This window comes from Arthrobacter sp. Cr_A7, assembly GCF_029222765.1.
Classification (GTDB): Bacteria; Actinomycetota; Actinomycetes; order Actinomycetales; family Micrococcaceae; genus Arthrobacter.
Window position 1 is genome coordinate 1 of sequence record NZ_JARHXQ010000188.1, and the last position, 12,317, is coordinate 12,317.

Here is a 12,317-nt window from a genome sequence, read left to right on the forward strand (position 1 = left end):
GACGGCGAAGGCGCCGGTGCCGGCGCGGCAATCGAGGGAGGCGGTGCTGGCGGTGCCGTCGGCGACGACGCGGGAGCCGTCGTCGTCGGCGTCTTTGCCCCGACACCTCGCAGCAGCGGCACAACGCCGTGCTTGTCCGGGATGGTCCAACTGGTTGGGGTGTCAGACGGCGAGCCTGCACCTGGCGCGTACGACGTTTGCCCAGGTCCGGATCCCACGAGGGCACGGAGCGGAATCAGGCCCCAGTTGAGGGGGCTGGTGTGCGTGCCGTCCAGGATGGTCTCAAAGTGCAGATGGCACCCGGTAGACCAGCCGGTGCTGCCCACGCGGGCGATGACCTGTCCCACGTGCACCGTGTCCCCGCTGCGGACCGCGACGGACTCGAGATGGTTGTACGTGGTGATCAGGCCGTTGCCATGGTCAATCTCCACGCGGTTGCCGCCGCCCCAGGGATGCCACCCGGCGGCACGGACCACGCCGGAGTCAGCAGCGTAAACCCGCGTTCCGCAGGGAGCGGCATAGTCCTGGCCCAGGTGGAATTCTCCCGGTTCACCCGTCAGCGGGCTCACACGGAACCCGTAGGGCGAGCTGGCGTTCAGCAGCTCCAGGGGTGCCATCAGGTAACCCGCCGGCGGCCTGCCAACTCCGTTCAGCCCAACTGACGCTGTTAGAGCCCATTCCGGACGGGAACTGCTGACGAGCGTCCGCGGGAAGGACACGGCAATGTGGGAGTCCGTGAGTACGGCGGGAGCCAGGGCCCCGGGCTTCGGGTTAAGCGAAGATGAAAGCCCGACATCAAAGAAGGGCCACTGTGGTCCAGTGCCGGAGGCCACCGCGCTGCCCGAGACACCGCCGGCCTGGGTGCTGGACGCCTCGAGCACCTGGGATTCCAGGGGACCGCCGGACACATTCAGTGCGCCGATGGATACCGCCAGCGCGCCGGTAACTGCCAGCGCCCGCGCCGCGGCAACACCGCGACGCCTGGCGCGCCTGTTCTTGGCCATTCCTGAATGCTTGCCCAATTTGACCCCAAAAATTTGGCCACCCGCACTCTGTCTTGACGGGTAAGTTCTATCTGAACATATGGGCGTAACCATGGGAAAACCCTTGGGCCAAAGTTTGTGGATATTTGGGGGACGCAACTGCCTGCGCACCGGCCCATGGGACAGGGGCATGGGCGACAATGGGCTATGCGCAGTTTCCTCCGGAAATGGCAGGACGAACTCAAGAAGACCTTTACGGGCAAGGCCGATGCGCCGCCGGACTGGGCGTTGCGGCTGGAAGAAGGGGATGACCCTGGCTACCACCTGCCCGGCTCTGCAGTCTGGGCCGTGCACGGTTCAATGTCCCCCATCGTGGCGGGAATCCGGACGCTGCTGATGCAGTCACTCCATCCAGGCGCCCTGGCCGGGGTCCATGAACACTCGAATTTCCGCGAAGACCCCTTGGGCCGGCTGGCCAACACCATCCGCTGGATCTTCACCGTCACGTACGGCTCGAAAGGGGCGGCTGAGGAGGCCTCACGCATGGTCCGCCGGCTGCACGAGCCGGTCCAAGGAAATTACAGCGACAATCAGGGAGCGATTCGCAGCTACAGCGCCAATGACCCCGAACTTGCAAGCTGGATCCACATTGCCTTTACGGACGCTTTTCTCACGGCGCACAAAATTTGGGGCGGGGCCATTCCCGGCGGACCGGACGCTTACGTCAGGGAGTGGGCGCAGGCGGGCAGGCTGATGGGCGTGCCCCAACCGCCGCTCAGCGAGGCGGAGATGCGCCGCCAGCTGGACCGCTGGTATGAAAACGGCGACTTGCGCGTGGACGGGCGGGTGGCGGAAACCGTGGAGTTCATCCGCAACGCGCCACTGCATCCCTTGCTGCGGCCCGGCTACCGGATCCTGTTCGCGGGAGCCGTGTACAGCCTCGAGCCAAGGTACCGGCAGATGCTCGGGCTGGATGTTCCACGGCTGGGCCCGTTCCCGCTGCCGGTGAAGTTGGCCACAAAAGCCGTTCTCGGCGTCGTCCGCCTTGCCCTCGGCCCACGGGGACCCAGCGAACTGGCCGCCCGGGCCCGGCTGCGGCGCCTGGGCGTTCCAATGGCAGACGAGGGATAACCCTTGCCCCAGGAACGGTGTGGACATAGCCAGGATCCGGCAGCGGCTGCAAATGCAAGAACCCGGCCCCAACGATGTGGGACCGGGTTCTCGACCGGCGGAGAATGGGGGATTTGAACCCCCGAGGGCGTTAACCCAACACGCGTTCCAGGCGTGCGCCATAGGCCGCTAGGCGAATTCTCCAGCTGCTTCTGAATCAAAAGCAGATACTAGAGTACCTGATGTTTCGCGCATCGCCCAATCGGCCGTTTACGCGCCGTTTTCGAATCCGCGGCGCCCGGTTTCAGCCGGACCTTTCTGCGGCTTAACGCCGAAATGGACGCCCCCAACGCGCCCATTCCATTGGTACCCCGTTGAGCTGCCGGGTCCGGCCCCGTTCAGCCAGGCCACACAGCTCACAATCAGGAGATTGCCCCAATCGGTGTACATACCCATGATCGTGCGTGGCGAAGGGATTGGCAATGGAAATCAGGGGAATCCCCTTATGCTTCGGGCACGATAGAAACCATGACGGAGCTGCACGCCCTGGTGGCCTACACCCCTGCTACCCACACGGACCTGGTCCTGAAGGCCATCGGTGACGCAGGGGCAGGCAGGATTGGCAACTACTCCCACTGTTCCTTCGTCTCACCCGGCACCGGCTCCTTCACTCCGCGGGATGGCGCCGAGCCGTTCGTTGGGCAGGTGGGCAGGAGCGAAAAGGTGGCGGAGGACCGGATTGAGTGCGTGGTCGAGGAGCCCTTTCTGGCCGCCGTCGTTGCCGCCTTGCGCGCCGCCCATCCTTATGAAGAACCGGCTTTTATGAGCTGGCAGGTGCAGGGCTGGCGCTGACGGACGGCCGATTCGAGTCGGACCGGATGTTCGGGTAAAGTATCTGACGGCCCCTCATGTGGCGTCATCCTGTTGAACTCCCCCAGGACCGGAAGGTAGCAAGGGTAGGCGGGCTCTGGCGGGTGCATGGGGGGTCTTTACTATTCCCCCACAGGGCGGCAGGATGTCAGCCCGGATTGGTAGGGTTTTCTCTGTGACAGTTACTACCGCCCTCTACCGCAGATACCGTCCCGACTCGTTCGCAGACGTCATCGGGCAGGAGCACGTCACCGGGCCGCTGATGACGGCTTTGCGGAAAAACCGCGTCAATCACGCCTACCTCTTTTCCGGTCCCAGGGGCTGCGGTAAAACCACGTCGGCCCGCATCCTGGCACGCTGCCTGAACTGCGCCGAAGGCCCTACCGACACCCCTTGCGGCACGTGCCCAAGCTGCGTCGAACTTGCCCGTGGCGGGTCAGGATCGCTGGACGTCATCGAGATCGATGCCGCCAGCCACGGTGGCGTGGACGATGCCCGTGATCTCCGTGAACGGGCCACGTACGCCCCCGTCCGGGACCGCTACAAGATCTTCATCATCGATGAAGCCCACATGGTGACGTCCGCCGGGTTCAATGCCCTGCTGAAGATCGTTGAAGAACCCCCGGAACACATCAAGTTCATCTTCGCCACCACCGAGCCGGACAAGGTCATCGGGACCATCCGCTCCCGCACCCACCATTACCCCTTCCGCCTGGTGCCGCCCGAGCCCCTGATGGCCTACCTGGAACTGCTCTGCAACCAGGAAAACGTCCCGGTGGCTCCCGGCGTGCTGTCGCTGGTCATCCGCGCCGGCGGAGGGTCCGTCCGCGACTCGCTCTCCGTGCTGGACCAGCTCATGGCCGGCGCCGGTCCCAACGGCCTGGACTACGAGCTCGCCGTCGCACTGCTCGGCTACACCCACGCTTCGCTCCTCGATGACGTCGTTGAGGCGGTGGCTGCTTCTGATGCCGCCACCGTTTTCCGGGCGGTGGACCGGGTCATTCAAACCGGCCATGACCCCCGCCGCTTTGTCGAGGACCTGCTGGAGCGCTTCCGCGACCTGATCATTGTCCAGGCGATGCCGGAGAGCGCCCATACCATCCTTCGGGGAATGCCCGCGGACCAGATCGCCAGGCTTCAGAACCAGGCCCATAACCTGGGCGCCGCCGAGTTGTCGCGGGCGGCTGATGTCACCAACACGGCGCTGACCGAGATGACCGGTGCCACATCCCCGCGGCTGCACCTCGAGCTGCTGTGCGCCCGCATCCTGCTGCCCAGCTCCGAGCAGAACGAGCGCGGCATGGCCGCAAGGATCGACCGGGTGGAACGGCGCCTCAACTACGCCGGGAACGACGTCGGCGCTCCCGCCGGCATGGGTGCGGCCAGCGCCGGAGCTGCTGCTCCAGCTGCCGCTGCCCCCGCTCCCCAGGCGGCACGCGGAACTGCAGCCTCCCCCGCAGCCGCTCCGCACGTGGCCGCACACGATGGTCAGGCCGCTCAGGCCGAGCCAGCTTCTCCTGCCGGAGTGCGCCCGGTTCATCCGGAACCCGCAGGGGTGCCTGCGGCCTCGCCACGGGAGGAATCACGCCAGCCTGTGGCGCCGGAGCCGGCAGCCGCTGAAGCCGGCCGGGGCGTTCCCGCCCCTGGCGGCAGTGCATCGTCGGATGCCGCCGCCCGCACACCCCTGACGGCTCCCCGCGTGAGCACCAATGACTGGCCCGTGGACGAAACCTCGGCTGTCCGCCGGTCACCTGATGGCCCGGTACCTGCACGCCCCGCCCCCGAACGTTCCGTTCCTGCGCCGGTCGCTCCCCCGGTTCCTGCCGCCGGAGTGGAACGTGCCGCCAACGGTCCCGCCGCCGCCCGCCCGGCCGCGGCTGCCGTCGCCGGCGGTCCAGCCAACGGTCCCGGCAATGCCCCTGCCACCAGCCCCGCCCCGGCGGCTGCCCCCGCAGCAATGGGCGACGTCGAAGTCCTGCGCCGCGCCTGGCCGGATGTCCTGCAGACCCTGTCCAGGATCAAGCGCAGCACGTGGGCCCTCGTGGAACCCAACGCGCAGGTGAGCGCCTTCGACGGAGCGGTTCTCACCCTTTCGTTCACGACGTCCGGACTGGCGGGGGCCTTCGGCCGTGCCGACCATTCGGACAACCTGCGCCAGGCGATCCACAAGACGGTGGGCATCGACTGCCAGATCAACGCGGTGGCCGGCGGCGGCGTGCAAGCGAGCTCTGAGCCAAACCCAAAAGCGCCAGTCAGCCATACAGCCCCGGCCACGTCAGCTGACGTCGCCTGGGGGCTGGTGCCCGCGCCAGCCACATCCGTGCCGGCGCCGAGATCTTCCAGTTCCCCCGCAGGCGCGGCCACACCGGCGCCAACACCTTCCGGGTCCGGGCACACTCCCAGCGTCGAAAGGCGCAGCGAAGGGCCCGGCCCTGACGGCATCCGCCAAGGGGGTGCATCCGGCAGCAGTGCGGTGGCAGGCATTGGAGCGGCAGCACCAGCCACCGGCCCCGCGCCTGCCCACCCCGAGGACGCGAACCCTGCCCGCCCGTCCCGGGAAGCAAGTGGGCGTCCGGCCGCAGGTGTGCCCTCCCAGCCCCAGGCGCTGGCCCCCGCATCAGCCGGAACCAATTCTTACCCCCCACTGGCGGGGGACTACTCATACTCGGACGACGACTGGGGCGCGCCCCGCGACGAAGACGCTCCACCGCTGGATGAGGAACCCCCTTTGGATTGGGAGCCGTCTTCCAACCGAGGGGTAAGCCGCCCCGCTCCAGCTGTGACGGCACCGGCTCCCCGCAGCTCCGGAAGCCAGGACAGGCAGGACCAAACCGCCGCGCCCGGAGCTGCGGCGGCGCACCGTCCCGCCGCTGCCGATGTTGCCCACGATCCTTGGGCCCGGGCCGTCGAACAGGCACCCGGGGTGTGGGTTGTCGGGAACGAGAGCAACGTGGGCAGGACGCCTTCCCCCGCCACTTCCGGCACGGGGGCCGGGCAGGAAGCAGCGCCCCGCTACGAACCCGCCACGGCCCAGGTGCCACCGTCCATCCCGGTCACCACGCCCGGGGTGCCCGCGGAACCGGACTGGGGCCTTGCCTCAGCCCCTGCCTCTTCCCTTGAGGACCGGGCACAGCCGGTGGCACCCGGACAATCTTTCCCGGGGCAGGCAACCCCAGTACAGGCGTCCCTTGGTTCTGCATCGCCAGGCTCGGCCTCCCCAGCGCCGTCTTTCCCGGTCCCGGCCGCGCCCGAACCTGAGCGCGTTCGGGCCCCGGAGTACGCCATGGCGTCGGCTGCGCCCGCTGCCGCTCCCGTCACGGCCGCTCCGCCCCGGCCAACCCCTGCCGGTTCGCCAGTCCCCGCGGCCTCCAGGGCAAGCGCGCCTTCTCCGGTCGCAACCCCTGGGGCCGGCAGCGGAGAAACCCGGCAAAGCCTTTACCAGCGGCTGTCCAACAGTCCTGAAGCCGAGGCTGGCCGCGCCAAGGCACCTGCCCGGGCGGTTGCGGCTGCCGCCAGCTATGTCCAGGACATCCCCAGCGCTGACGATGAGACCATCGAGGAGTCCGGTGTGTTCGGGCGCGCGGCGGTGGAGCGTATTCTGGGCGGAAAGCTGATTGAGGAGCGCTCCGCCGACGGAAGCCCCCTCCCGCCCCGATACTGACGGTTACAGGCCGGTCATTGAACCGGCCGGCGTTGCTCCGGATGCCTTTGCTTTACCCGCTGTCCACACCAAGCTAAAGAGGAAATCGTGTACGAAGGTGCTGTCCAGGAGCTGATAGACGAGCTCGGACGCCTTCCGGGCGTGGGACCCAAATCCGCACAGCGGCTGGCGTTCCACATCCTTGAAGCAGACCCGCAGGATATGAAACGGCTGGTGGACGCAATCACCACGGTCAAGGACCGGGTCAAATTCTGCACGGTCTGCGGCAACGTTACCGAGCAGGAGCTCTGCAACATCTGCCGTGACCCCCGCCGCGACCCCGCGGTCATCTGCGTGGTGGAGGAATCCAAGGATGTCCTGGCCGTAGAGCGCACGCGCTCGTTCCGCGGCCGGTACCACGTTTTGGGTGGAGCCATCAATCCGATCGCCGGCATTGGCCCCGAGCAGCTGCGGATCCGGGAATTGCTGACACGGCTCAATGACGGTGCCATCCAGGAAGTCATCATCGCCACCGATCCCAACCTGGAGGGCGAGGCGACGGCAACGTACCTGGCACGCATGCTCAAGACCATTGGCATCGCAGTCACCCGGCTCGCGTCAGGCCTCCCCGTAGGCGGAGACCTGGAGTACGCGGACGAAGTCACCCTGGGACGCGCCTTCGAAGGCCGGCGGAACGCACTGACCTGACCGCCCCGCCCCTGCGGGCACCGGCAGGGAACCCGGCTGCGCGCAGGGGCGTACTTGCCGCGGAGTTCTGCCAGCCGCGCAGCATGCGCCCGCTAGGCGGACCGGCGACGGCGGTCCGCTGCCGCGTGTGCACCTACCAGCAGCGCACCTGCCACCGCTGCCTGCAGGAGAAGCCCTACCGCGGCCATCGGCATGCGCTGTGCATCCCTGCTCCGCGGTTCACCATTGACGCACAGCACCTGGGTTCCGTCTGCCGCTTCCTGGAATGCCGCTGACAGGGACCTGATGAGTCCGGCGCCGGTGCCGGCGTCTCCGGCCAACATCACAAACAGAACGCTGGGACTGGCAGCGGGGAGCCACATAACCCGCTCCGTCCGGTACACCTCCGCTACCCCCACCGAAACGGCTGAGCACTCGTAGGCGACGGTGGATCCATCCGGCGCCCGCTCGATGTTCAGGGCAACTGTGACCGGTTCCTCTGTCCGGACGGCGGGCACCAGGAAAGCAGCAGCTGCAACACTTCCTGCCACCAGGAACAATGCCAGAGCCCAGCCGGCAACACGCGTCCGGCCAGCACGCCACCCCAGCGCGGCAACAGCCACCCCCATGCCTCCGAAGAGCGCGCCTTCAATCACTGCGACGCCGGCCGAAATGGCCGCCGCAGTCCCGGGTTCACCGGCGGCCGCCGCTTGCAGCAGCAGGGTGGTGAGGATGAGCACCGCGAAGACCAGGCCACGCAACGCTGCAGCGAGCACGGCAGCAAAGATCCTGCGCTCCGGATCCCCGCCGGCGGCCGCCGGCGCCCAGTACCGCATACCCCAGTGCATTGCCACCAAGGCGGCCGTAGCCGGCAACAGCGACGAAGCCATCACGTACGCAAGGACCGGGGGAGGCACCCATTCCGTAGAATCTCCGGCCGTTCCCGGCAGGAGCACCAAGGCGGCAACAACGGCCCACGTGGTGCAGAGGCCAGCCACGGCAACTGCCCAGAACCGAAGTGTCCGGACGGTTCCCAGCACGTCGGCCACGGCCGCCCGCCCGGCCGCCACAAAGCCAGCCGCCACAAAACGCCGGGCATCGCGGCCCGGCCGCCCGTCGTCGCCGTCGTTGTCGATGTCTTTGTCGTACGGCAGCGGCGGAAAGGCGCCTGGCCCGATCGGCTCGAAATAGGGATCGGCCATCGAATCAACAGATGACTGCGGGTCGTCGGCCACGGGGGACCCACCTTTCCCTGGTCAGGCCCCAGCCCCGGCTGAAACCGGCAGGCACGCCGGCCGCACGAACTCCATTACGTCCCATCGTGGTCCCACGCCGCGGGCCTGTCCAGAGCTTGCATGCTCAGGCGATGCGGGTACCCCGGGCAAGGCGGCGGGCAGGCGTCCGGAGGGCACGCCAGCCCAGCCACATCAAAAGCCCTGCCAGCACCAGCTGAAGGCCAAGGCCGAGGGGCCACAGCGGTGTCTTTTGCCCCAGGTAGGCCGGCTGCACGATCCCGTTCGCACACGGCACGGTACCCTCCGGCCCTGCCATTGACTGGCGCGCTGCCTGGCTGATGCCTTCAATCGCTCCCACGGACGGGAAACCCTGCTGGTTGGTGCGGTCCCGGTACGGAATCGCGTCCGCCACCACCACGAAGGGATTCATTCCCAGCGTCCACGCCACGCGCTCGGTGTGGAGTGCCGGCTGCTCGCGGAGCGGGCCGGAACAGGTGTACGTCGGTTCAAAAGGGCCCGACTGCAGCGGCGCATATTCGCGGTACTGGGCGTTGTTGGCCATTACCGTTCCCTGTGTCAGCCCCGTGCCGAGGCCGAAGGAGATCAATGTTCCGAAAACCAGGCCGGCCACCGCAAGGTAGGTCACCACGATCGAAAACAGCGGCCGGCCGGCGAGCGCCGAGATGCCGACGCCCAGGGCGCACACGACGCCCACTTCCACGGCAAGCATCAGCAGTGACACCAGCACGTGGCCAGGGGTCAGCCCGCCGAGCGCCACGCCGATGACCAGGAACGGCGTACTGGCAACGAGGAAGCCCAACGCCGCGAGCCAGGCGGCAAAGAACTTTCCCCACAGGATCTGGCCGGGTTCCAGCAGGGTTACCTGAAGGATGGCAAGTGTTCCGCCGGCCCGGTCGCCGTTCACCGCATTGGCTGACAAGGCAGGCGCCACCAGCAGGGCGAACAACAGGACGAACGCCAGGACCACCTCGAAAATCATGGAGCCCGGGCCGCTGGACTCCGGGGGCATGCCGAATGCCCGCTGGGCGGCCTGCGAGGCATTCCAGCTTGCCCACGTCAGCCACGTGACCAGCCCCGTCAGCAGGAACCAGATGGCCAGCATGATGTACCAGCCGCGCGACCGCAGCCGCTGTTTCAGTTCCAACGTCACCACATGGCCGATGCCGGCCAGGTAGGCCGCTGCCACGCCTGAGCGGGAGGTGTCCTCCCGGTTGCCTGTCAGCTGGCTCATTGCCGCTCCCCCTCGAGGTTCATGTACGTCTCTTCCAGGGCTCCGGCCGCTGGAGCGAAGGAAGTGATGCCGACGCCGGCGAGCACCAGGTCGCGCAGGAGCCTCTCCGCGTCCCCTTCGCTGGGGAGGGTGAGGCTCACGCCCGGGCGGCGCCCGTCCTCAGCGCGGAACACCAGGCCAAGCTCCGTGAGTGTGGCGGCAAGCGCGGAGGTGTCCGATGCCGTGATGGCGTACCGCCGGCCACCGGCGGCGGCCTCCTCGGTGGTCTGCTGCCGGACGGTACGCCCCTTGTTCACAAACACGGCGCCGTCAGCGATTTCGTCAAGTTCGCTCAGGACGTGGGAGGACACCACCACTGCTTTGCCCTCAGCCGCAAGCTGCCGCAGCATGATCCGAAGCTCCACCCGCGAGCCCGGGTCCAGCCCCGATGCCGGCTCGTCAAGGAGCAGGACGGAGGGATCATGGATTAATGCACGTGCCAGGCTGAGCCGTTGCTGCTGTCCCCGGGACAGGACGCGGGCGGGCTGGTCGGCGAGGTCGGCCAGCCGGACGCGTTGCAGCATCTCAGCAACCCTTTGCCCTATGCCGGCAGCGGGGAGCCGGTAGAAGCGGGCCATCTGGGTGAGGATCTCGCGCGCGGTCAGTGACTCCCAGACGCCCAGGGTGTCAGGCATCCAGCCGAGCCTGCTGCGGACCTCGGCCCGGTTCCGGCTGGGGTCCAGCCCGCCGACGCTGATGCTTCCCTCATCCGGTGCCAGCAGCGATGCCAGCATCAGCAGGAGTGTTGTCTTGCCTGCGCCGTTCGGCCCTATCAGGGCCGTGACTTTGCCGGCCGGGGCATGGAAGTCCATATGCTCGACGGCGTGCACCGCGCCGAAGCTGCGGCTGACCGCCCTGGCCGTAATACCGCCGTCGGGCACCGGCCCGTCCGGTTCTTCCGATGTTTCCGACATCATTGCCATGTTCCACGCACCTGTCCCCCACAGTTTTATGCATCCGATCACTTGAGCGTACGCCCGCCGTCCTTCCCCGGCCCTCCTCCTGCGGGCGGAGATTCGGTCACAATTCAACGCCGCGTTGCGCGCGGCGATAAACTGTCGGAGGAAGTCGCGCCGTCCTGGCGTCAGGCTGCCTGACCTCCAGAACTCCAATTGATCCAGTGAAGGTACGCGCATGAGTACGCCCACTACCGAAGTGCACAACACAACGCAGCCCCAGGTGCTGCCCACCGGCCGTGCGGTGACCAAACAGCTCATCGTGCAGAAGTTCGGCGGATCCTCCGTGGCGGACGCCGACGGCATTAAACGCGTTGCCAAGCGCGTGGTGGACGCCCAGGAAGCCGGCAACGAGGTAGTGGTTGTGGTGTCCGCCATGGGTGACACCACGGACGAACTCCTGGACCTCGCCGCGCAGGTGACCGATTCCGCCCCCGCCCGTGAAATGGACATGCTGCTGTCCGCGGGCGAGCGCATCTCCATGGCGCTGCTGGCCATGGCCATCAACAAGCTCGGCGCTTCCGCCCAATCCTTCACCGGTTCGCAGGCCGGAATGATCACTGACGGCATCCACGGCAAGGCCCGCATTATCGACGTCGATCCGCACCGGATCCGCACCGCCCTCGACAAGGGGAACATCGCCATCGTTGCCGGCTTCCAGGGCATGAGCCGGGCCACCAACGAAATCACCACCCTGGGGCGCGGCGGTTCAGATACCACCGCCGTGGCGCTTGCCGCCGCACTGGAAGCCGACGTCTGCGAGATCTACACCGACGTGGACGGCATCTACACGGCAGACCCCCGCGTTGTCCCCTCGGCACAGAAGATTGACACCATCTCCAGCGAGGAAATGCTCGAACTCGCAGCCTCCGGCGCCAAGATCCTGCACCTCCGGTGCGTCGAGTATGCCCGCAGGTTCGGCGTGCCGCTGCACGTCCGTTCATCATTCAGCCAGCATGAAGGCACCTGGGTCATTCCCAGCGCCGAAGACAAGATCACCACTCAAGAGGGAGTTGCCTTGGAGCAGCCAATCATCTCCGGCGTTGCACACGACCGTTCCGAAGCCAAGGTCACAGTTGTGGGCGTTCCGGACATCCCCGGCAAGGCAGCCGCAATCTTCCAGGTCATCGCCGACGCCCACTCCAACATCGACATGATCGTGCAGAACGTATCCACGCACGGCACCGGACGGACGGACATTTCGTTCACGCTGCCGATCGTCGAGGGCGCCGACGCCCTCACCGCCCTGCACGCAGCGCAGGACCAGATCGGTTTCGAGAGCATCGAATACAACGAGCAGATCGGCAAGCTTTCCCTGATCGGCGCCGGCATGCGTTCCCACCCCGGTGTTTCGGCGACATTCTTCAAGGCCCTGTCCGGCGCCGGCATCAACATCAACATGATCTCCACCTCCGAGATCCGCATCTCCGTGGTCACCCATGCTGACCTCCTCGACGAGGCAGTCCGCGTGATCCACAAGGCGTTTGAGCTGGACAGCGACAACGAAGCAACCGTTTACGGTGGCACGGGCCGCTAAGCCTGCCC

At 67.1% G+C, this 12,317-nt stretch carries 9 protein-coding genes, 1 tRNA gene and 1 other RNA gene; 6 read left to right on the forward strand and 5 right to left on the reverse strand.

Annotated features, from left to right (window positions below):
- Positions 1-1,004: M23 family metallopeptidase (locus P2Q66_RS11150; protein ID WP_275728042.1), on the reverse strand; the 1,004-nt coding region annotated here is incomplete at its 3' end.
- A 186-nt stretch (positions 1,005-1,190) separates the two neighbouring features.
- Here P2Q66_RS11150 and P2Q66_RS11155 point away from each other — a divergent pair.
- Positions 1,191-2,114, forward strand: a complete 924-nt coding sequence (locus tag P2Q66_RS11155; protein ID WP_275728044.1) for an oxygenase MpaB family protein — start codon at positions 1,191-1,193, stop codon at positions 2,112-2,114.
- A 98-nt stretch (positions 2,115-2,212) separates the two neighbouring features.
- Here P2Q66_RS11155 and P2Q66_RS11160 read toward each other — a convergent pair.
- Positions 2,213-2,297, reverse strand: a tRNA-Ser gene (locus P2Q66_RS11160).
- Positions 2,298-2,621: 324 nt separating this feature from the next.
- Between P2Q66_RS11160 and P2Q66_RS11165 the strand changes: the two genes are divergently transcribed.
- The 4 genes from P2Q66_RS11165 (at position 2,622) to recR (ending at position 7,311) form a co-directional block, all read left to right on the forward strand.
- Entirely contained in the window at positions 2,622-2,945 is a 324-nt protein-coding gene (locus P2Q66_RS11165) for a hypothetical protein (RefSeq protein ID WP_275728046.1), read from the forward strand.
- Between the two features lie 45 nt (positions 2,946-2,990).
- An RNA gene (gene ffs, locus P2Q66_RS11170) (signal recognition particle sRNA small type) lies at positions 2,991-3,087 on the forward strand.
- A gap of 51 nt (positions 3,088-3,138) precedes the next feature.
- Positions 3,139-6,624, forward strand: a complete 3,486-nt coding sequence (locus P2Q66_RS11175; RefSeq protein ID WP_275728047.1) for a DNA polymerase III subunit gamma and tau — start codon at positions 3,139-3,141, stop codon at positions 6,622-6,624.
- Positions 6,625-6,711: 87 nt separating this feature from the next.
- Complete coding sequence (gene recR / locus P2Q66_RS11180) at positions 6,712-7,311, forward strand: recombination mediator RecR (protein ID WP_079598146.1); 600 nt, start codon at positions 6,712-6,714, stop codon at positions 7,309-7,311.
- A gap of 92 nt (positions 7,312-7,403) precedes the next feature.
- On the opposite strand, the gene P2Q66_RS11185 is transcribed toward recR, so the two are convergent.
- From P2Q66_RS11185 to P2Q66_RS11195, 3 genes are all read right to left on the reverse strand, one after another.
- Positions 7,404-8,525, reverse strand: coding sequence for a hypothetical protein (locus P2Q66_RS11185; protein ID WP_275728048.1), 1,122 nt, complete (start codon positions 8,523-8,525; stop codon positions 7,404-7,406).
- 124 nt (positions 8,526-8,649) lie between these two features.
- The gene (locus P2Q66_RS11190) at positions 8,650-9,777 is read right to left on the reverse strand and encodes an ABC transporter permease (protein WP_275728051.1); all 1,128 of its coding nucleotides are present in this window, start codon (positions 9,775-9,777) and stop codon (positions 8,650-8,652) included.
- Entirely contained in the window at positions 9,774-10,733 is a 960-nt protein-coding gene (locus tag P2Q66_RS11195) for an ABC transporter ATP-binding protein (protein ID WP_345795629.1), read from the reverse strand. The genes P2Q66_RS11190 and P2Q66_RS11195 overlap by 4 nt, the downstream gene beginning before the upstream one ends.
- A 217-nt stretch (positions 10,734-10,950) precedes the next feature.
- Here P2Q66_RS11195 and P2Q66_RS11200 point away from each other — a divergent pair, with 217 nt between their 5' ends.
- Complete coding sequence (locus P2Q66_RS11200; protein ID WP_079598147.1) at positions 10,951-12,309, forward strand: aspartate kinase; 1,359 nt, start codon at positions 10,951-10,953, stop codon at positions 12,307-12,309.
- The last annotated feature ends 8 nt before the right edge of the window (positions 12,310-12,317 follow it).